The sequence below is a fragment of the Conyzicola lurida genome (assembly GCF_014204935.1).
GTDB classification, from domain to species: domain Bacteria; phylum Actinomycetota; class Actinomycetes; order Actinomycetales; family Microbacteriaceae; genus Conyzicola; species Conyzicola lurida.
On sequence record NZ_JACHMJ010000001.1, the window covers coordinates 721089 to 742010 of the forward strand.

15 protein-coding genes and 3 rRNA genes are annotated in these 20922 nt (G+C 65.2%); all 18 read left to right on the forward strand.

Features of this window, described 5'->3' with window-relative positions; all coding sequences use genetic code 11:
- Nucleotides 1-3: 3 nt before the first annotated feature.
- Nucleotides 4-1203, forward strand: a complete 1200-nt coding sequence (locus HD599_RS03500; protein ID WP_184233680.1) for an argininosuccinate synthase — start codon at nt 4-6, stop codon at nt 1201-1203.
- Nucleotides 1204-1207: 4 nt separating this feature from the next.
- A complete protein-coding gene (gene argH, locus HD599_RS03505; RefSeq protein WP_184233682.1) occupies nt 1208-2638 on the forward strand; it encodes an argininosuccinate lyase in 1431 nt (476 codons plus the stop codon).
- A 1-nt stretch (nt 2639) separates the two neighbouring features.
- Complete coding sequence (locus HD599_RS03510) at nt 2640-2780, forward strand: hypothetical protein (RefSeq protein WP_184233684.1); 141 nt, start codon at nt 2640-2642, stop codon at nt 2778-2780.
- Nucleotides 2781-2800: 20 nt separating this feature from the next.
- Nucleotides 2801-3397, forward strand: coding sequence for a DNA-3-methyladenine glycosylase (locus HD599_RS03515; protein WP_184233686.1), 597 nt, complete (start codon nt 2801-2803; stop codon nt 3395-3397).
- Nucleotides 3398-3422: 25 nt separating this feature from the next.
- Nucleotides 3423-4733: a tyrosine--tRNA ligase gene (gene tyrS, locus HD599_RS03520; protein WP_184233688.1), complete on the forward strand. Its 1311-nt coding sequence runs from the start codon at nt 3423-3425 to the stop codon at nt 4731-4733.
- Between the two features lie 82 nt (nt 4734-4815).
- A complete protein-coding gene (locus HD599_RS03525) occupies nt 4816-5514 on the forward strand; it encodes a hypothetical protein (protein WP_184233690.1) in 699 nt (232 codons plus the stop codon).
- A gap of 587 nt (nt 5515-6101) precedes the next feature.
- A 16S ribosomal RNA gene (locus HD599_RS03530) occupies nt 6102-7622 on the forward strand.
- 427 nt (nt 7623-8049) lie between these two features.
- Nucleotides 8050-11168: ribosomal RNA gene (locus HD599_RS03535) — 23S ribosomal RNA — on the forward strand.
- Nucleotides 11169-11346: 178 nt separating this feature from the next.
- A 5S ribosomal RNA gene (rrf, locus tag HD599_RS03540) occupies nt 11347-11463 on the forward strand.
- The 16S, 23S and 5S rRNA genes sit together here, the layout of an rRNA operon.
- A 152-nt stretch (nt 11464-11615) precedes the next feature.
- A complete protein-coding gene (locus tag HD599_RS17875; protein ID WP_246376083.1) occupies nt 11616-12830 on the forward strand; it encodes a hypothetical protein in 1215 nt (404 codons plus the stop codon).
- Nucleotides 12823-13830: an HAD-IIA family hydrolase gene (locus HD599_RS03550; RefSeq protein WP_184233692.1), complete on the forward strand. Its 1008-nt coding sequence runs from the start codon at nt 12823-12825 to the stop codon at nt 13828-13830. The genes HD599_RS17875 and HD599_RS03550 overlap by 8 nt, the downstream gene beginning before the upstream one ends.
- Before the next feature lie 19 nt (nt 13831-13849).
- A complete protein-coding gene (locus HD599_RS03555; RefSeq protein ID WP_184233694.1) occupies nt 13850-14023 on the forward strand; it encodes a hypothetical protein in 174 nt (57 codons plus the stop codon).
- On the forward strand, nt 14016-14810 hold the full coding sequence (locus HD599_RS03560) for a TlyA family rRNA (cytidine-2'-O)-methyltransferase (RefSeq protein WP_184240263.1): 795 nt from the start codon (nt 14016-14018) through the stop codon (nt 14808-14810). The genes HD599_RS03555 and HD599_RS03560 overlap by 8 nt, the downstream gene beginning before the upstream one ends.
- Before the next feature lie 32 nt (nt 14811-14842).
- A complete protein-coding gene (locus HD599_RS03565) occupies nt 14843-15766 on the forward strand; it encodes an NAD kinase (RefSeq protein WP_343061863.1) in 924 nt (307 codons plus the stop codon).
- Entirely contained in the window at nt 15763-17460 is a 1698-nt protein-coding gene (gene recN / locus HD599_RS03570) for a DNA repair protein RecN (RefSeq protein ID WP_184233697.1), read from the forward strand. Before HD599_RS03565 ends, recN begins: the two co-directional genes overlap by 4 nt.
- Nucleotides 17461-17565: 105 nt before the next feature.
- Entirely contained in the window at nt 17566-19263 is a 1698-nt protein-coding gene (gene pyrG, locus HD599_RS03575; protein WP_184233699.1) for a CTP synthase, read from the forward strand.
- On the forward strand, nt 19256-19948 hold the full coding sequence (locus tag HD599_RS03580; RefSeq protein WP_184233701.1) for an NUDIX domain-containing protein: 693 nt from the start codon (nt 19256-19258) through the stop codon (nt 19946-19948). Before pyrG ends, HD599_RS03580 begins: the two co-directional genes overlap by 8 nt.
- Entirely contained in the window at nt 19945-20868 is a 924-nt protein-coding gene (xerD, locus tag HD599_RS03585; protein WP_184240265.1) for a site-specific tyrosine recombinase XerD, read from the forward strand. The genes HD599_RS03580 and xerD overlap by 4 nt, the downstream gene beginning before the upstream one ends.
- The last annotated feature ends 54 nt before the right edge of the window (nt 20869-20922 follow it).

Consider the following 20922-nt stretch of genomic DNA (forward strand, 5'->3'; position numbering starts at 1 on the left):
CACATGGCGGAACGCGTCGTCCTTGCCTACTCAGGCGGACTGGACACTTCGGTAGGAATCGGCTGGCTCAAAGACGCCACTGGCAAAGAGGTCGTGGCGCTCGCCGTCGACGTCGGCCAGGGCGGCGAAGACATGGACGACATCCGCCAGCGAGCGCTCGACTGCGGCGCCGTCGACTCGATCGTCGTCGACGCGAAGGACGAATTCGCCGCGGACTTCCTCATGCCCGCCCTCAAGGCCAACGCCATGTACCAGAAGACCTACCCGCTGGTCTCGGCACTGAGCCGCCCCGTCATCGCCAAGCACCTCGCGATCACCGCGAAGCGCCTCGGTGCCGACAGTGTCGCCCACGGCTGCACCGGCAAGGGCAACGACCAGGTGCGCTTCGAGGCCGCCGTCGCCGCACTCGCCCCCGACCTCACCAGCATCGCGCCCGTACGCGACCTCGCGCTCACCCGCGACAAGGCGATCATCTACGCGGAGGAGCACAACCTCCCCATCCGCCAGAGCGCCAAGAACCCGTACTCCATCGACAAGAACGTCTGGGGCCGCGCGGTCGAGACCGGATTCCTCGAGGACCCGTGGAACGCCCCGATCGAGGACCTCTACGAGTACACCCAGGACCCCTCGGTCTTCAAGGAGGCCGACGAGATCACCATCACGTTCGAGGCCGGTATCCCCGTCGCCATCGACGGTGTCTCGCTGAGCCCGCTCGCGATCATTGAGGAGCTCAACGCCGTCGCCGGCAAGCACGGCGTCGGCCGCATCGACGTCGTCGAGGACCGCTTGGTCGGCATCAAGAGCCGCGAGGTCTACGAGGCGCCCGGCGCCATCGCGCTCATCGCCGCGCACGAGGCCCTCGAGAGTCTCACTCTCGAGCGCGACGTCAACCGTTACAAGCGCAGCGTCGAAGCCGAATGGTCGAACCTGGTCTACGACGGGCTCTGGTTCTCCGGTCTCAAGCGCAGCCTCGACGCGTTCATCGACCACACCCAGAAGTACGTCTCGGGCGACATCCGCCTCAAGCTGCAGGGCGGCCGCGCCGTCGTCACCGGCCAGAAGAGCGACAAGAGCCTGTACGACTTCAGCCTCGCGACTTACGACACCGGCGACACGTTCGACCAGTCGCTGTCGAAGGGCTTCATCGAGATCTGGTCGCTTCCGAGCAAGATCTCGGCCCGTCGCGACGCAGCGAGCGAGTAGAACGATGGCACAGGGTGACGGCACCGCTGGATCCACGGGCGAAGGCTCCCTCTGGGGAGCACGCTTCGCCAGCGGGCCGTCGCCCGAACTCGCGCGGCTGAGCCGCTCGATCCACTTCGACTGGCAGCTCGCGGGCTACGACCTCGCCGGTTCGAGCGCGCACGCGAAGGCGCTCGCCGCGGCGGGCTACCTGACAGACGACGAACTCGAGCGGATGCTCGCGGCGATTTCCGAGCTGGGCCTCGCCGTGGTCTCGGGAGACTTCGAAGCGCGCGAGGACGAAGAGGACGTGCACGCCGCGCTCGAGCGCGGCCTGATCGAACTCACCGGCACCGAACTGGGTGGAAAGCTCCGCGCGGGGCGCAGCCGCAACGACCAGATCGCCACGCTGATCCGGCTCTACCTGCTCGACCACTCGGCGGCGATCGGCCACCTCGTGGTGCAGCTCATCGACGCGATCGCGAGCCAGGCCGAGAACCACATCGACGCGGTGATGCCGGGCCGCACGCACCTGCAGCACGCGCAGCCCGTGCTGCTCGCGCACCACCTGCTGGCCCACGCCTGGCCGCTCGTGCGCGACCTCGAACGTCTGCGCGACTGGCGCGTGCGCGCATCGACTAGCCCGTACGGTTCCGGCGCCCTCGCCGGCAGTTCGCTCGGCCTCGACCCCGTCCTCGTCGCGCGTGAACTGGGCCTCTCCGGCCCCACCGAAAATTCGATCGACGCGACAGCGAGCCGAGACAACGTCGCCGAGTTCGCGTTCATCACCGCGCAGATCGGCGTCGACGTCTCCCGTCTCGCCGAGGAGATCATCCTCTGGAACACCCGCGAATTCGATTTCGTCAAACTCGACGACGCGTTCTCCACCGGGTCGTCGATCATGCCGCAGAAGAAGAACCCCGACATCGCCGAACTCGCCCGCGGCAAGGCCGGCCGGCTCATCGGCAACCTCACCGGGCTGCTCGCGACGCTCAAGGGCCTGCCGCTCGCCTATAACCGCGACCTGCAGGAAGACAAAGAGCCGGTGTTCGACTCGGTCGAGACCCTCGAGGTACTGCTGCCCGCCTTCACCGGCATGGTCGCCACCCTGCGGTTCAACACCGACCGCATGCGCGACCTCGCGCCCCAGGGTTTCTCGCTCGCGACCGACGTGGCCGACTGGCTCGTGCGCCAGCGCATCCCGTTCCGCGAGGCCCACGAGGTGAGCGGATCGCTCGTGCGGTTCTGCGAGGAGAACGGTCTCGAACTCCACGAGCCGACCGACGAGCAGTACCTCGCCGTGTCGCCCCACCTCACCGCCGGCGTGCGCGAGGTACTCACGGTCGACGGCTCGATCGCGAGCCGCGACGGCGCCGGAGGCACCGCCCCCGTGCGCGTGGCCGAACAGCTCGCCGCCCTCACCGCGCGCGTGCGCGCCCTGAACGCGGCCAGCTGACATGGCCGACAAGAAGAAGCCCGGTTTCAGCTGGTACGAGCCGCTGCAGAACCGCGGCCGCATCATCGTCATCTCCGTCGCGGGCCTGATCCTCGTTGGCGCGATCGTCGCGGCGATCGTGCTCGGCATCCCGGTCTTCTAGGTCCGAAGATACAAGCCCCGATGTTCGACCGGAGCTTCCTCGCCCGCCCCGCGGTCGAGGTCGCCCCCGAGTTGCTCGGCTCCCACCTCGTCGCGGGCGAGGTGGTGCTGCGCATCACCGAGGTCGAGGCCTACCTGGGGGTCGGCGACGACCCCGGTTCGCACTCGTTCCGTGGCAAGACCCCGCGCAACTCGGTGATGTTCGGCGAGCCCGGGCACCTGTACACCTACTTCACCTACGGCATGCACGTCTGCGCGAACGTGGTCTGCTCGCCCGCGGGCACTTCGTCGGCGGTGTTGCTGCGCGCCGGCGAAATCGTCGAGGGACGCGGGATCGCCGCGATGCGCCGCACGACCTCGCGCACCCCGGCCGACCTGGCCCGCGGACCGGCGCGGCTCACCGTCGCCCTCGGAATCACCCTCGCCGACGGCGGCACCGATCTCGCCGCGGGGCCGCTGCGGCTCGAAATGTCGGCCGCGCCATCCACGTTCTCGACGGGCCCGCGCACCGGTGTCTCGGGTCCCGGCGGTACCGACGCCTACCCGTGGCGGTTCTGGCTTCCGGGCGATCCGACGGTCTCGCCCTATAAGGCCCACGCCCCCAAGAAACGATCGTGACCGGTTGGTCGACTAGCCTGTACGGGTGTCTTCTCCAGCAGCCCAGGTACCCGCAGTCCAGCGCAACGACGACTCGTTCGACGACGTCTGGGACGAAATCGTCTGGCGCGGCCTCGTGCACGTCTCGACGAACGAGGAGGAGCTGAAGAAGCTGCTGTCCGGCCCGCCGATCACCTACTACTGCGGATTCGACCCGACCGCCCCCAGCCTGCACCTCGGCAATCTGGTGCAGCTGCTGCTCATGCGCCGCCTCCAGCTCGCGGGCCACAAGCCGCTCGGACTCGTGGGCGGTTCCACCGGCCTGATCGGCGACCCGCGGCCGACGGCCGAACGCACTCTGAACACCCCCGAGGTCGTGAAGGAGTGGGTCGGCTACCTGCAGGGCCAGGTCTCGCGGTTCCTGAGTTTCGAGGGTGACAACGCCGCCCGCCTCGTCAACAACCTCGACTGGACGGCGCCGCTCTCGGCGATCGACTTCCTGCGCGACATCGGCAAGCACTTCAGGGTCGGCACGATGCTGAAGAAGGATGCCGTGAGTGCGCGTCTCAACTCCGACGCGGGCATCAGCTACACCGAGTTCAGCTACCAGATCCTCCAGGGTCTGGACTTCCGCGAGCTCTACCGCCAGTACGACTGCGTCCTGCAGACCGGCGGAAGCGACCAGTGGGGCAACCTCACCAGCGGCACCGACCTCATCCGGCGGTCCGAGGGAGTGTCGGCGCACGCCATCGGCACCCCGCTGATCACCAATTCCGACGGCACCAAGTTCGGCAAGAGCGAGGGCAACGCGATCTGGCTCGACCCGACGATGACGAGTCCGTACGCGATGTACCAGTTCTGGCTCAACACCGACGACGCCGACGTCGTGAACCGGCTCAAGATCTTCACGTTCCTCGACCGTGCGCGCATCGACCAGCTGGCCGAGCTCGTGGCGAGCGAACCGTTCCGCCGTGAGGCTCAGCGCACCCTCGCTTTCGAGGTAACCGCATTCGTGCACGGTGTCGCCGCGACCGAGTCGGCGATCGCTGCGTCGGCTGCCCTGTTCGGGCAGGGCGAGCTCGAGACTCTGGATGCCGCGACCGTCGCCGCGGCGATGGCAGAGCTCCCGTCGGCAACGGTGACCTCGACCACCACGGTCGCGCAGGCGCTCGTCGATACCGGTCTCACCAAGGGTCTCGGCGAATCCCGTCGCGCCATCGGCCAAGGCGGGGTGTACCTGAACAACGTCACGGTCACCGATGATGCGGCCGACTTCACGGGCGCCGCTCTCGCGAGCGGTCATGCCGTGCTGCGGCGCGGCAAGAAGACGCTCGCGGCAGTCCTGATCTCGGAGTAGTCCCCGGCATCACACGCCGATCCATGTAACACGTTCGACACGAACCCTCGCTATCCTCAACTTCAAGCGAGGGAGTGGGCACATGGTGGATCCGGACGGGCACGAGACGGCACTCCGCGACAGCGACACGTTCGACTCCCTAGTCGCGACGGCGCCCGCCGGCCCGTCCCGCATCGATCCGTCCATGGTGCTCGACTTCTCCGACCGGCCCGCGCGCGAGCGCAAGCACACGTCGCCTCTCGAATGGGCGGGTCTCGTGCTCGCCGTGATCCTTCCGCCGCTGGGGTTGCTGGTGACCGTGGTCGCCCGCATCGTCATCCGTCGTCGCCACGGCTGGACCACCGGCGTCGCGGTCGCCGCCACCGTCATCTCGATCGTGCTCACACTGGTCTTGGCCGGGGGAGCGGTCTACCTCAAGAGCGTCAGCGATGCGGATGCCGCGGCCGAGGCACTCCTCGCCGAAGCGGCCCCGCTCTGCGAAGCCATCGCCGCGACCCCCGACGTACTCGACACCCCGGCGTACGGCTGGCCGACCGACGTCGCCGCGTTGCCGGTCACCCTCGAGGCGATGAAGGCGTATCAGGCGCACTGGGCGGAGCTCGCGCAGCTGGCGCCGGCTTCCGCGCAGACCAACGTCGCGGCCATCGCCGACCAGGCGCAGATCCTGGTCTCGGCCGTCGAGTCCTCCCAGATCATCGATCGCGCCGGCAACCTCGCGATCATGTCGACGATCACCGACGCCTCCGGTCTTCCCGGCTGGGTTACCCGCAACTGCTCCTGATCGCCCTCGATTGCAGGCGAACACTGGATGCCGCGCGTTGCGACACGCCCGGGATGCGGGTTGCTTTGCGGGGCTGCGGGGGCACACGTAGAGTAATCACTCGTCACCCCAAAGGTGCGGAAAGCCGCAGAGCTTCCCGGCCTCAAGCAGGGGACTGAATCCCCACTATTTTCCGACTGTGTTCATGTGACCGGTTTGGTATGGTGTTTGGATGAGATTTCCGCCTCTGGCGTGGGGTCTATTGAGATGTTGTTCGGACATGGAAGTGTCCGGCGGGTCGATTTGACACCGGGCCGGGACGTGGTAAGTTATACAGGTTGCCCTGAGCGAGACCGTGAGGTTGAATCAGGAGCGTCCGATCCTTGAGAACTCAACAGCGTGCACAATGTCAAATGCCAAAAACCCGGGCATTCGGAGCCGTTCTAGCGGCGATGGATGTCACGGATTCCTTTGGAAATTGAATTAAAACAAACAAAGCAAGTCAGTAATGATTTGTTCTGTCAGTTTCAAACTTGTCGCATCGACATCCTATTCCGGGTGCGTGCGGCGCTAGATGTGCCGTCAGCTTGCTGGCGTGCAGTCAAACATTTATGGAGAGTTTGATCCTGGCTCAGGACGAACGCTGGCGGCGTGCTTAACACATGCAAGTCGAACGATGACGGGGAGCTTGCTCCTCTGATTAGTGGCGAACGGGTGAGTAACACGTGAGTAACCTGCCCTTGACTCTGGGATAAGCACTGGAAACGGTGTCTAATACCGGATACGAGCTTCAGCCGCATGGCTAGGAGCTGGAAAGAATTTCGGTCAAGGATGGACTCGCGGCCTATCAGCTAGTTGGTGAGGTAACGGCCCACCAAGGCGACGACGGGTAGCCGGCCTGAGAGGGTGACCGGCCACACTGGGACTGAGACACGGCCCAGACTCCTACGGGAGGCAGCAGTGGGGAATATTGCACAATGGGCGAAAGCCTGATGCAGCAACGCCGCGTGAGGGACGACGGCCTTCGGGTTGTAAACCTCTTTTAGTAGGGAAGAAGCGAAAGTGACGGTACCTGCAGAAAAAGCACCGGCTAACTACGTGCCAGCAGCCGCGGTAATACGTAGGGTGCAAGCGTTGTCCGGAATTATTGGGCGTAAAGAGCTCGTAGGCGGTTTGTCGCGTCTGCTGTGAAAACCCGAGGCTCAACCTCGGGCCTGCAGTGGGTACGGGCAGACTAGAGTGCGGTAGGGGAGATTGGAATTCCTGGTGTAGCGGTGGAATGCGCAGATATCAGGAGGAACACCGATGGCGAAGGCAGATCTCTGGGCCGTAACTGACGCTGAGGAGCGAAAGCATGGGGAGCGAACAGGATTAGATACCCTGGTAGTCCATGCCGTAAACGTTGGGAACTAGATGTAGGGGCCATTCCACGGTTTCTGTGTCGCAGCTAACGCATTAAGTTCCCCGCCTGGGGAGTACGGCCGCAAGGCTAAAACTCAAAGGAATTGACGGGGGCCCGCACAAGCGGCGGAGCATGCGGATTAATTCGATGCAACGCGAAGAACCTTACCAAGGCTTGACATATACGAGAACGGGCCAGAAATGGTCAACTCTTTGGACACTCGTAAACAGGTGGTGCATGGTTGTCGTCAGCTCGTGTCGTGAGATGTTGGGTTAAGTCCCGCAACGAGCGCAACCCTCGTTCTATGTTGCCAGCACGTCATGGTGGGAACTCATAGGAGACTGCCGGGGTCAACTCGGAGGAAGGTGGGGATGACGTCAAATCATCATGCCCCTTATGTCTTGGGCTTCACGCATGCTACAATGGCCGATACAAAGGGCTGCAATACCGTAAGGTGGAGCGAATCCCAAAAAGTCGGTCTCAGTTCGGATTGAGGTCTGCAACTCGACCTCATGAAGTCGGAGTCGCTAGTAATCGCAGATCAGCAACGCTGCGGTGAATACGTTCCCGGGCCTTGTACACACCGCCCGTCAAGTCATGAAAGTCGGTAACACCCGAAGCCAGTGGCCTAACCGCAAGGAAGGAGCTGTCGAAGGTGGGATCGGTGATTAGGACTAAGTCGTAACAAGGTAGCCGTACCGGAAGGTGCGGCTGGATCACCTCCTTTCTAAGGAGCACTCGAAGACAGCGTCTGTATACAGCGCTTATCCGCTTCGTAAGCCATTTCGGAGACACACGTTCTCCGGTGGCGCTCATGGGTGGAACATTGACATTGACCAGGACGAGGAGTCCTGACCCAGTACAACCCGCAAGGGTTCGGAACAGTCGTTTTCTTCGGATCGGTCTTGTGCACGCTGTTGGGTCCTGAGGGACCGGGCCGGCAGACGTCGTCTGCCGATCGGACCTCTGGACTCCGGCCGCCTAGAATGCTTCGGCTTTCTGGTGGAGGAGTACCGCCCGTATTTTGAGAACTACACAGTGGACGCGAGCATCTTAAAGATGCAGACGAGATGGATCGGACTTCGGTCTGTGACGGATCGTCTGTGTCACAAATTATCTGGCACCCTTTCCTGGGTGTCAGGTTACTCATGTGATATCAATTTTTTAAGAGCAGACGGTGGATGCCTTGGCATCTGGAGCCGAAGAAGGACGTATAAATCTGCGATAAGCCTCGGGGAGCTGATAATAGAGCTGTGATCCGAGGATTTCCGAATGGGGAAACCCCGCCAGGCGTACTTGTGCGACCTGGTGACTCCCGCCTGAATATATAGGGCGGGTAGAGGGAACGGGGGGAAGTGAAACATCTCAGTACCCCCAGGAAGAGAAAACAACCGTGATTCCGTTAGTAGTGGCGAGCGAAACCGGAAGAGGCCAAACCGATCATGTGTGATAGCCGGCAGGCGTTGCATGGTCGGGGTAGCGGGACTTTTCAGCTGTTACTGCCGTACAGCAAGGATTACAACGCGATATAGACGAATGGTCTTGAAAGGCCAGCCATAGACGGTGCCAGCCCGGTAGTCGAAATGTCGCAATGGTCCGAAGAGTATCCCAAGTAGCACGGGGCCCGAGAAATCCCGTGTGAATCAGCCAGGACCACCTGGTAAGCCTAAATACTCCCAGATGACCGATAGCGGACAAGTACCGTGAGGGAAAGGTGAAAAGTACCCCGGGAGGGGAGTGAAATAGTACCTGAAACCGTCTGCTTACAAACCGTTCGAGCCTCCTTAGTAGGGGTGAGAGCGTGCCTTTTGAAGAATGAGCCTGCGAGTTAGTGATCAGTGGCGAGGTTAACCCGAGTGGGGCAGCCGTAGCGAAAGCGAGTCTTAATAGGGCGTTTTAGTCGCTGGTTCTAGACCCGAAGCGAAGTGATCTATCCATGGGCAGGTTGAAGCGACGGTAAGACGTCGTGGAGGACCGAACCCACTTCAGTTGAAAATGGAGGGGATGACCTGTGGTTAGGGGTGAAAGGCCAATCAAACTTCGTGATAGCTGGTTCTCTCCGAAATGCATTTAGGTGCAGCGTTGCGTGTTTCTTGCCGGAGGTAGAGCTACTGGATGGCCGATGGGGCCCAAAAGCTTACTGACGTCAGCCAAACTCCGAATGCCGGTAAGTGAGAGCGCAGCAGTGAGACGGTGGGGGATAAGCTTCATCGTCGAGAGGGAAACAACCCAGACTACCAACTAAGGTCCCCAAGCGTGTGCTAAGTGGGAAAGGATGTGGAGCTGCATAGACAACCAGGAGGTTGGCTTAGAAGCAGCCACCCTTGAAAGAGTGCGTAATAGCTCACTGGTCAAGTGGTTCCGCGCCGACAATGTAACGGGGCTCAAGCACACCACCGAAGTTGTAGATTTCGTATAGTAGCCCGGCCCGCAAGGGTCCAGGCGTACGGAGTGGTAGGAGAGCGTCGTGTGGCCAGCGAAGCGGCGGTGTAAACCAGCCGTGGAGGCCACACGAGTGAGAATGCAGGCATGAGTAGCGAAAGACGGGTGAGAAACCCGTCCTCCGAAAGACCAAGGGTTCCAGGGCCAGGCTAATCCGCCCTGGGTAAGTCGGGACCTAAGGCGAGGCCGACAGGCGTAGTCGATGGACAACGGGTTGATATTCCCGTACTGACGAAGAACCGCCCAAATCAATCCAGTAATGCTAAGTGTCTGAATCCCCTAGACGGATCCCTTCGGGGTGAAGCGTGGGGCCTAGCACACGACCCTATGCTGGTGCGGTTAGCGTATTAACAGGTGTGACGCAGGAAGGTAGCTGAGCCGGGCGATGGTTGTCCCGGTCTAAGGATGTAGGGCGAACGGTAGGCAAATCCGCCGTTCATATAGCCTGAGACCCGATGGGTAGTCCTCACGGACGAAATCAGTGATCCTATGCTGCCGAGAAAAGCATCGACGCGAGGTTCCAGTCACCCGTACCCCAAACCGACTCAGGTGGTCAGGTAGAGAATACCAAGGAGATCGAGAGAACCATGGTTAAGGAACTCGGCAAAATGCCCCCGTAACTTCGGGAGAAGGGGGGCCTGATGCGTGAAGGGATTTACTCCTGGAGCGTTTGAAGGCCGCAGAGACCAGTGGGAAGCGACTGTTTACTAAAAACACAGGTCCGTGCTAAGTCGCAAGACGATGTATACGGACTGACGCCTGCCCGGTGCTGGAAGGTTAAGAGGAACGGTTAGCCGCAAGGCGAAGCTGAGAATTTAAGCCCCAGTAAACGGCGGTGGTAACTATAACCATCCTAAGGTAGCGAAATTCCTTGTCGGGTAAGTTCCGACCTGCACGAATGGCGTAACGACTTCCCAGCTGTCTCAACCGTGGACTCGGCGAAATTGCACTACGAGTAAAGATGCTCGTTACGCGCAGAAGGACGGAAAGACCCCGTGACCTTTACTATAGCTTTGTATTGGTGTTCGGTGTGGCTTGTGTAGGATAGGTGGGAGACTGTGAAGCTCGGACGCTAGTTCGGGTGGAGTCATTGTTGAAATACCACTCTGGTCACTCTGGATATCTAACTTCGAACCGTGATCCGGTTCAGGGACAGTGCATGGTGGGTAGTTTAACTGGGGCGGTTGCCTCCCAAAAAGTAACGGAGGCGCCCAAAGGTTCCCTCAACCTGGTTGGTAATCAGGTGTCGAGTGTAAGTGCACAAGGGAGCTTGACTGTGAGAGTGACAACTCGAGCAGGGACGAAAGTCGGGACTAGTGATCCGGCAGTGGCTTGTGGAAGCGCTGTCGCTCAACGGATAAAAGGTACCTCGGGGATAACAGGCTGATCTTGCCCAAGAGTCCATATCGACGGCATGGTTTGGCACCTCGATGTCGGCTCGTCGCATCCTGGGGCTGGAGTAGGTCCCAAGGGTTGGGCTGTTCGCCCATTAAAGCGGTACGCGAGCTGGGTTTAGAACGTCGTGAGACAGTTCGGTCCCTATCCTCTGCGCGCGCAGGAAATTTGAGAAGAGCTATCCCTAGTACGAGAGGACCGGGATGGACGAACCTCTGGTGTGTCAGTTGTTCCGCCAGGAGCACCGCTGATTAGCTACGTTCGGAACGGATAACCGCTGAAAGCATCTAAGCGGGAAGCCGGCTTCAAGATGAGATTTCCATGACTTAGGTCGAGAGGCTCGCAGCTAGACTACTGCGTTGATAGGCGGGATGTGGAAGCGAGGACTAAAGACTCGTGAAGCTGACCCGTACTAATAAGCCGATAAATTGATAACACCTTCTGTCTGCAGCAATGCAGATGATGAGTATGCTTGCGTCCACTATGTGGTTCCTGATCTACGGTCGGGAACCGCGAACACAACCACTGTGTTCCACCCCCACAGCCACCAGGCTGCAGGACGGACACACAGTGCGCATGTTTCGCGAAACCTTTTTGATACAGATCAAAAGAGTTTCGGCGGCCATAGCGAGAGGGAAACGCCCGGTCACATTCCGAACCCGGAAGCTAAGACTCTCTGCGCCGATGGTACTGCAAGGGGGACCTTGTGGGAGAGTAGGACACCGCCGGACACAAATTAGACAATGGCCACCCTTCGGGGTGGCCATTGTGCTTTAACAAGGGCGCCGAAAAAGGCGCATGCCGAGCACAACTGCAACAATGGACTGTCGGCTCCAGAGCTACGAGCTCGCCGACTGCCACAGACAAGTACACAGGAGACCCAGTGAGTGATTCCGGAGACCGCGGCCGAGGCCCAGGCGGCCCAGGCCAGGAGCCACGTCGCCCGGGCGGCGGCAATACCGGCGGTCGCGACGACCGCAACGCCGGCCCCGCGAAGGGTCGTCCCGAGAACGGCCGCCCCTCCAGCGGGCGACCCACTGGTGACCGTCCCGAGCGTTCTGCCCGCGACGCCGAGCGAGCCCAGCGCAACAACGACCGTCTCGGCCGCGACAGCAACCGCCCCGCCCGTGACGGCGATCGCCCGCAACGAAGCAACGACAGTCCCGCACGTGACGGCGACCGTCCGCAGCGCAACCATGCCGAGCGCGGTGGCGCCGGCCGTAAGCCCGAAGGCGAGAAGCGCCTCTGGACCAGCGGCGGCAAGCCCGCCCGCGGCGATCGCGACGCCCGCTTCAGCGAGCCCGAAGAAGACCGCGACCCCTTCAACATCCGTTCGGTGCGTCCGCGCCACGACGACCCCGAGATCCCCGAGGGCACGAACCCCAAGGATCTCGACCGCGTCGCCGGCAACGAACTGAAGACACTCGCCAAGGACAATGCGGAGGGCGTCGCCCAGCACCTCGTGATGGCCGCACGCCTGATCGACACCGACCCCGAGCTCGCCCACCGCCACGCGCTGTCCGCGGCCCGTCGCGCCGGCCGCATCGGTGTTGTACGCGAAACCCTGGCGATCACCGCCTACGCGATCGGCGACTTCGCCCTTGCGCTGCGGGAGCTGCGCACCTACCGCCGCATCACCGGGCGCGACGACCAGCTGCCCATGATGGTCGACAGCGAACGTGGCATCGGACGCCCCGACCGCGCCCTCGAGCTTGGCCGCTCCGTGCCCCGCTCGTCGCTGCCGGTGCCCGTGCAGGTGGAGCTGGCGATCGCCATGTCCGGCGCGCGCCTCGACCTCGAGCAGCCCGATCTCGCGCTCATCGAGCTGCAGATCCCGCAGCTCGACCCCACGACAGCGTTCTCCTACAGCCCGAACCTGTTCGCCGCTTTCGCCACCGTGCTCGAAGAGCTCGGCCGCGACGAGGAGGCCGAGCAGTGGTACGCCTACGCGGACGCCGCGGCCGACGCGCTCGAGTTCGCCGACAACGGCGGCGAAGAGGCGACCATGGAGATCATCGAAGAGGACTGGACCGAGAGTGAACTGGACGAGCCCGTTCAAACGGCGACCGAAGGCGACGACAGCAAGTCCGATGACTAGCCCCACCCCGCTCGACGGCATCGATCTCGTCCTCGCCGACCTCGACGGTGTCGTCTACCGCGGACCGGACGCGATTCCGTTCGCCATCGAGGCGCTGAACGCCGCGGCACAGCACCACCGTGTCGGCTACCTGACCAACAACGCGTCGCGCACCGACGCGTCCGTCGCCGAGCACCTCACGTCGCTCGGCCTCACGGTCGCTCCCGAGGAGGTCGTGACCTCTCCGCAGGCTGCGATGCGCGTGATGGCGACCCTCGTTCCCGTGGGTTCGCTGATCCTCGTCATCGGGGGAGCGGGGCTCGTCGACGAGGTCGAGAAGGCCGGCTACACGGTCACCCGTTCGGCCCTCGACTCGCCCGCCGCCGTCGTGCAGGGCTTCTCGCCCGAGGTCGGCTGGACCCAGCTCGCCGAAGCGGCGTTCGCGCTCCACGCACCCAAGGGCGGCACGGGCATCCCGTGGGTCGCCACGAACACCGACTGGACGATCCCGCAGGCCCGCGGCACCGCGCCCGGCAACGGCACGCTCGTGTCGGCCGTGCACACCGCCGTCGGCCGCCTGCCCGTCGTGGCCGGCAAGCCCGAGGTTCCGATGTTCGAGGTGGCGACCGACCGGTTCTCTGCCACGAGCACACTGGTCATCGGCGACCGTCTCGACACCGACATCCTGGGGGCTAATCGCGCCGGTCTCTCGTCGGTACTGGTGCTCACCGGCATCGACCAGGCCAAGCAGGTGCTCGCCGCCGAACCGGCCCAGCGTCCCACCTACATCCTCGAGGACCTGCGCCAGCTCTCCGAGCCGTACCCGCAGACCGTCGAGACGACGGACGGCGCGGCCACGGTCGTCACGGTTGGGGAGTCCGTCGTGCGTCGCGAGGGCGAGAACATCACCGTCGTGAACGCCGGCACGCCCATCGACCTGCTGCGCGCCGGCTGCGCCGCGATCTGGAACTCGGGCGTGGCAATCTACGGACTCCGCGTACCCGCGGAGCTATATTCGTGAGCATGAAGCGAGCACGGTCATGACCGACGACGACGGTACGGTTAGCGGCGACGTGGGCACCCACGAGACCGACGCCCTGCTGTCGCGACTGCGCCTGATCGAAGACCAGCCGCTCGACACCCGCGCCGACGCCTACGCGCACGTGCACGAACAGCTGCAGTCCGAGCTCGAGGGCGGCGACACCCATCGCTGATTCCCGTCTCGACGCGGCACTCTCGGAACGCGGCCTCGCCCGGTCGCGCACCCACGCCGCGCGGCTCATCGCCGACGGCCTGGTGACGGTCGACGGTGTGCCCGTCGTGAAGTCGTCGGCGCGCGTGCGCGAGAACCAGAGCATCGTCGTGGCGGAAACCGACCACTACGTCAGCCGCGCCGCGCACAAGCTCGTCGCCGCACTCGACGCATTCGGTGTCGATCCGGCCGGACGGCTCGCGCTCGACGTCGGCGCCTCCACCGGCGGGTTCAGCCAGGTGCTGCTCGAACGCGGCGTCGACCGCGTCATCGCGCTCGATGTGGGGCACGATCAGCTCGCGCCGACCGTGCGCTCCGACGAGCGGGTCACCGTCGTGGAGGGCTTCAACGCGAGGTTCCTCACGGCCGAGGCGCTCGCTGGCGCATCCGGAATCACCGACGTCCCCACGCTGGTCGTGGCCGACCTGTCGTTCATCTCGCTGCCCACCGTGCTGCCGGCGGTCATCGCGACGGTGGGGACGGGAGCCGAATTCGTGCTGCTGGTCAAGCCGCAGTTCGAGGTCGGCCGCACCGGTATCCGCGAGGGGATCGTGAAAAGCGCGGGACTCCGGGCCGACGCCGTCACCGGCGTGCTCTGGGCCGCTTGGGATCTCGGTCTCCGGACGGCCGGCGTCATCCCCTCCCCAATCGCCGGCGGGTCGGGGAATCAGGAGTATCTGGTCTGGTTGAGCACGAGCTCGGGTTCTAATCCGACAGAATGGTTAGAGCACGTTACTGCGATCACTTGATCGCCGGTGAGGATCGCGAAGGGGTTGCGTACGTGACACAGGCACGACACATTCTCATCGTCGCGCACACGGGCAGGGCCGATTCTCTCGACGCCGCCGTGCGCGTCTGCCGTCAGCTGTCGACGGCCGGGGTTTCCCCCGTGCTCTACGGCGAAGAGTACGACGAGGTCCTCGAGGCCTCGCCCGACCTCGCGCCCGTCGCCAAGCTCGGCGAGTCCGTGCAGGTCTCCGACCTCGAACTCGTGATCGTGCTCGGCGGCGACGGCACCATCCTGCGCGCCGCCGAACTCACCCGCGGCTGCCCCGTGCCCCTGCTCGGCGTCAACCTCGGCCACGTCGGGTTCCTCGCCGAGAGCGAGCGCGAAGACCTCACCGAGACCGTCACGCGCGCCCTGGCCCGCGACTACACGGTCGAAGAACGCCTCACGCTCAACGTGCGCGTCAAGGTGAACGCCGAGGTCGTCTACGAGACCTGGGCGCTCAACGAGGCCACGGTCGAGAAGGCGAGCCGCGAGCGCATGCTCGAGGTCGTCATCGAGGTCGACGGCCGGCCGCTGTCGTCGTTCGGCTGCGACGGCGTCGTGATGTCGACCCCCACCGGTTCCACCGCGTACTCCTTCTCCGCCGGCGGCCCGATCGTCTGGCCGAGCGTCGACGCGCTGCTGCTCGTGCCGCTGAGCCCGCACGCCCTGTTCGCGCGGCCCCTCGTGGTCGCGCCCGACTCCTTCTTCGCGGTCGAGGTGCTCGAGCGCAACCAGGGCATCGGCGTGCTCTGGTGCGACGGCCGCCGCGGCTACGACCTGCCGCGCGGCGCCCGCGTCGTCGTCAAGCGCTCCGACGTGCCCGTGCGCCTCGCGCGTCTCGCCCAAGGACCCTTCACCGACCGACTGGTGGGCAAGTTCAACCTGCCGGTCAGCGGCTGGCGCGGCCCGGTCGGCGAGGGGGCCTCGCAATGATCGAAGAGATCTCGATCCGCAACCTCGGTGTCATCGGCGAAGCCCGTCTTCCGCTCGGCCCCGGGTTCACCGCGATCACCGGCGAGACCGGCGCGGGCAAGACCATGGTCGTCAGTGCGCTCGGCCTCCTCCTGGGCGAGCGGGCGGATGCCGCGGCGATCCGTTCCGGCAGCGCCCAGGCCATCGTCGAGGGCCACTGGATCATCGACCCCGACGGTGCGGTCGCCGAGCGCGTGCGCGACGCCGGGGGAGACCTCGACGACGGCGAACTCATCATCGGCCGCTCCATCTCCGCCGAGGGGCGCGGTCGCGCGACCGTCGGCGGGCGCACCACCCCGGTGAGCGTGCTCGGCGAGATCGGCGAGCAGCTGGTCGTCGTGCACGGGCAGAGCGACCAGATCCGACTGCGCTCGGCCACCGCCCAGCGCGAAGCCCTCGACCGGTTCGCCGGCACCGAGCTCTCCGGGCTCGTCGGCACCTACCAAGACGTCTTCCGGCGCTGGCAGGCCAACCAGGGCGAACTCGACGTGCTCATCGCCGAGGGCGACCGTCGTGCCCGCGAGGCGGAAGACCTGCGTCTCGCCACCGCCGAGATCGAGGCCGCCGCCCCGCAGCGCGGCGAAGACGTCGAACTCGGCGAACGCGTCGACCGCCTCACCAACCTCGAAGACCTGCGGCTCGCCGCCGCCCAATCGCTCGACCTGGTCTCCGGACAGAATTCCGACGATGTCGCCGACGCCCTCACTCTGCTCGACTCCGCGCGCCGCCAGCTCGAGCGCGTCGCGCCGCACGACCCGCAACTGCCGCCCATCGTCGAAGCCCTCGCCGCCGTCGAGATCCAGGTCACCGAGATCTCGGGCCAGCTCTCCAGCTACCTCGGCGCGCTCGACACCGACGGCGGGCGCGAACTCGAGGCGCTGCAGGAACGCCGCGCCGAGCTGAATGCGCTCGTACGCAAGTACGGCCAGTCGCTCGACGAGGTCATCGACTTCCTCGACGCGGGCAGCGGCCGCCTGCTCGAACTCGACACCGACTCCGACCGCATCGAGGCGCTGCAGGCCGAGGTCGCCTCCGACGAGGCCCTCGTCGTGGAGCTCGCCGGCCGCCTCAGCGCCGTGCGGTCCGCCTACGCCGCCCGCCTCGCCGAACGCGTCACCGAAGAACTGGGCGCGCTCGCGATGCCCAACGCCCGGTTGACCGTGGCCGTGGAGGACCGTGCCGAGTACTCGCTGAGCGGCAAGGACCAGGTGTCGATCCTGCTGCAGCCGCATTCCGGCGCCGAGCCGCGCGCTCTCGGCCGTGGCGCGTCCGGCGGCGAGCTGTCGCGCGTGATGCTCGCGATCGAGGTCGTCATCGCCGGCAACGACCCCGTGCCCACCTTCATCTTCGACGAGGTCGACGCGGGGGTCGGCGGTGCAGCGGCGATCGAGATCGGCCGGCGTCTCGCCCAGCTCAGCCATAGCGCCCAGGTGATCGTGGTCACCCACCTCGCCCAGGTCGCGGCCTTCGCCACCAACCACCTGCGCGTGCTGAAAGACGTCGACGGCTCGGTCACCGCGTCGAGTGTCGAACAGCTCGAGGGAGACGACCGCATCGCCGAGATGGCGCGGCTCCTCTCCGGTCTGCAGGACTCCGAGAGCGCGCTCGCCCACGCCCGCGAACTCATCGATACGGCCCGCGCGCTCGACGCCTGATCCGGGCGGGCGCCGGCCGCGGCATCCCTCGAATGTTTCGCTCGCGTGACGGTTCGCCGCAGCCGTGCACGAAACCGCAATCGTGGGATACGCTAGAACCCCGTGGTGAACAATTCTGAAGCGGGCGTAACAAAGCACATTTTCGTCACTGGCGGGGTGGTGTCTTCCCTCGGTAAGGGACTCACAGCCGCCAGTCTGGGCAACCTTCTCACTGCGCGCGGTCTGCGCGTCAAGATGCAGAAGCTTGACCCCTACCTCAACGTGGATCCGGGAACGATGAACCCGTTCCAGCACGGCGAGGTCTTCGTGACCGACGACGGCGCCGAGACCGACCTCGACATCGGCCACTACGAGCGATTCCTCGACATCAACCTCGACCAGGCCGCCAACGTGACGACCGGGCAGATCTACTCGACCGTCATCGCCAAGGAGCGCCGCGGCGAGTACCTCGGCGACACCGTGCAGGTCATCCCGCACATCACCGACGAGATCAAGCGCCGCATGCGCCTGCAGGCCGAAGCGCCCGCCGACGGCAGCCCGCGCCCCGACGTCATCATCACCGAGATCGGCGGCACCGTCGGCGACATCGAGAGCCAGCCGTTCATCGAGGCCGCACGCCAGGTGCGCCACGAGCTCGGCCGCAAAACCGTGTTCTTCGTGCACGTGTCGCTCGTGCCGTTCATGAACGCCTCCGGCGAGCAGAAGACCAAGCCGACGCAGCACTCCGTCGCTGCTCTGCGATCGATCGGTATCCAGCCCGACGCGCTCGTCCTGCGCTCCGACCGCCCCGTCTCCGAGAGCAACAAGCGCAAGATCGCGCTCATGTGCGACGTGGACGAGCAGGCAGTGGTCAACGCTGTCGACGTGCCGAGCATCTACGACATCCCGACCATGCTGCACGACCAGGGCCTCGACGCGTACATCATCGACCAGCTCGACCTCGTCGCCGACGACGTCAACTGGGACGGCTGGAACATCGTGCTCGACGCGGTGCACAACCCCAAGGACGAGGTAACGATCGGCCTCGTCGGCAAGTACATCGACCTGCCCGACGCGTACCTCTCGGTCACCGAGGCGCTCAAGGCCGGCGGTTTCGCCCACCAGGCCAAGGTCAACATCCGCTGGGTGGCGTCCGACACGTGCGAGACCCCGGAGGGTGCCGCGAAGCAGCTCTCCGACCTCGACGGCATCTGCGTGCCCGGCGGCTTCGGCGTGCGCGGCATCGAGGGCAAGCTCGGCGCCCTGCAGTTCGCCCGCGAGAACGGCATCCCCGTGCTCGGCCTGTGCCTCGGCCTGCAGTGCATGGTCATCGAATACGCCCGCGACGTCGTCGGCCTCGAGGGCGCGTCCTCGTCGGAGTTCGACCCCGACACCCTGTACCCGGTGATCGCCACGATCGCCGAGCAGGTCGACATCATCGCCGACGGCGACCTGGGCGGCACCATGCGTCTCGGCCTCTACGAGGCGGCCCTCACCGAGGGATCGATCGTCTCCGGCCTGTACGACGACGCCACGAGCATCGGCGAGCGTCACCGCCACCGCTACGAGGTCAACAACGCGTACCGCGAGCAGATCGCGGAGGCCGGCCTGAGCTTCTCCGGCGTCTCGCCGAACGGCCACCTGGTGGAGTTCGTCGAGCTGCCGCGCGAGGTGCACCCGTTCTACGTCGGAACGCAGGCGCACCCCGAGCTGCGGTCGCGCCCGAACCACGCGCACCCGCTGTTCAAGGGACTCGTCGGCGCCGCCCTCGAGCGCCAGCAGGCCAGCCGCCTCTTCGAGGTGCCGGAGCCCGCAGGTGCCTGAGACCGCTTCGGTCCCTGAGCATGTCGACCCGTCGACAGACTCGGGGACCGGGCTCCTCGCGGACGAGTTCCTCGACCTGCCCGTCGCCTCGAGCGAGGTCGTCTTCCACGGCGCGATCTGGGACGTGCGGCAGGACAAGTTCTTGTACGCCGGGTCGCAGATCACCCGGGAGTACATCGACCACACGGGCGCCGTCGCGGTGCTCGTGCTGGACGACGAGGACCGGGTCTGCCTGATCCGTCAGTACCGTCATCCCATCGCCACCCGCGAGTGGGAACTGCCCGCCGGCCTTCTCGACTTCGCGGGGGAGTCGGCGCTCAGCGCCGCCCAGCGCGAGCTCGCCGAAGAGGTCGACCTCGTGGCGGCCGACTGGGCGCTGCTCGTCGATTTCCACACGTCGCCCGGCGGCAACAACGAGGCGCTGCGCGTCTACCTGGCCCGTGGCATCAGCGACGCGGCCGAGGTGTTCGAGCGCACCGACGAGGAGTCGGAGATCGAGAAGCGCTGGGTGCCTCTCGACGAGGTCGTCGACGCCGTGCTCGGCCGCCGGGTGCAGAACTCGATCCTGGCGATCGCGGCGCTCGCCGCGCATACCTCGCGTGCCCGCGGCTGGTCGAGCCTCGCCGACGCGGATTCGCCGTGGCCGCAGCACCCGGTCGCCCGTCGCCTCGCCCGCTCGGAATGACCGGCGCGGGGTCGGCGCCGCTCGCGATCGCGATCGATCGCTATCTGCGCCACCTCGCGATCGAGCGCGGGCTCGCGCAGAACACCCTCGACGCCTACCGTCGTGACCTCGACGCCTACGCGGCCTTCCTCGCGGAGCGCGGAATCGAGACCCCCGAGGGCATCGCGCCCGCCGAGGTCGCCGCGTTCGCCCGGCACCTCGGCTCCCGGCCGGAGGGTGCTTTCGTCGCGTCATCCATGGCCCGCATGCTCTCGTCGGTGCGTGGACTGCACAAGTTCCTGCTCGGCGAGGGACTGGTCGAGACGGATGCCGCGACCGATACCAAACCGCCGAAACTCGGGTCGCGCCTGCCCAAGGCCATCACGATCGAGCAGATGGGTCGGGTGCTCGCCGCGACCGACGGCGACGAACCGCAGCGGCTGCGCGACAAGGCGCTGCTCGAACTGCTCTACGCGACCGGTGCCCGCATCTCGGAGGCCGTGGCGCTCAACGTCGACGACGTGATCGACGGCGACGTCGTGCGGCTGTTCGGCAAGGGCGGCAAGCAGCGCATCGTGCCGGTCGGCAGCTACGCGCGCGCGGCGATCGACGACTACCTCGTGCGGGCCCGGCCGACGTTCTCGGTGCGTGGCACGTCGACGCCCGCGCTCTTCCTCGGGGCGCGTGGGGCACGGGTGTCGCGGCAGAACGCCTGGCTCATCATCCGTGCTGCGGCCGAGCGGGCAGACCTCGGGTTCGAGATCTCCCCGCACACCTTCCGGCACTCCTTCGCGACGCACCTGCTGGCGGGCGGCGCCGACGTGCGCGTGGTGCAGGAACTGCTCGGCCACTCCTCGGTCGCGACGACGCAGATCTACACGCTCGTCACCGCGGACACGCTGCGCGACATGTACACGACAGCGCACCCGCGGGCGCGATAAGGGTGACCCACCGCCGCCTTACGCGCCGGGGCTGACCGCAGCAGATACAGTTGT

Bases quoted from the DNA above. Each gene is read 5' to 3' on its own strand.
- recN (WP_184233697.1), top strand. From the start codon at position 15,763: ATGATCGAAGAGATCTCGATCCGCAACCTCGGTGTCATCGGCGAAGCC.
- HD599_RS03555 (WP_184233694.1), top strand. From the start codon at position 13,850: ATGACCGACGACGACGGTACGGTTAGCGGCGACGTGGGCACCCACGAG.
- argH (WP_184233682.1), top strand. From the start codon at position 1,208: ATGGCACAGGGTGACGGCACCGCTGGATCCACGGGCGAAGGCTCCCTC.
- HD599_RS03510 (WP_184233684.1), top strand. From the start codon at position 2,640: ATGGCCGACAAGAAGAAGCCCGGTTTCAGCTGGTACGAGCCGCTGCAG.
- HD599_RS03500 (WP_184233680.1), top strand. From the start codon at position 4: ATGGCGGAACGCGTCGTCCTTGCCTACTCAGGCGGACTGGACACTTCG.
- HD599_RS03515 (WP_184233686.1), top strand. From the start codon at position 2,801: ATGTTCGACCGGAGCTTCCTCGCCCGCCCCGCGGTCGAGGTCGCCCCC.
- xerD (WP_184240265.1), top strand. From the start codon at position 19,945: ATGACCGGCGCGGGGTCGGCGCCGCTCGCGATCGCGATCGATCGCTAT.
- HD599_RS03525 (WP_184233690.1), top strand. From the start codon at position 4,816: ATGGTGGATCCGGACGGGCACGAGACGGCACTCCGCGACAGCGACACG.
- HD599_RS03550 (WP_184233692.1), top strand. From the start codon at position 12,823: ATGACTAGCCCCACCCCGCTCGACGGCATCGATCTCGTCCTCGCCGAC.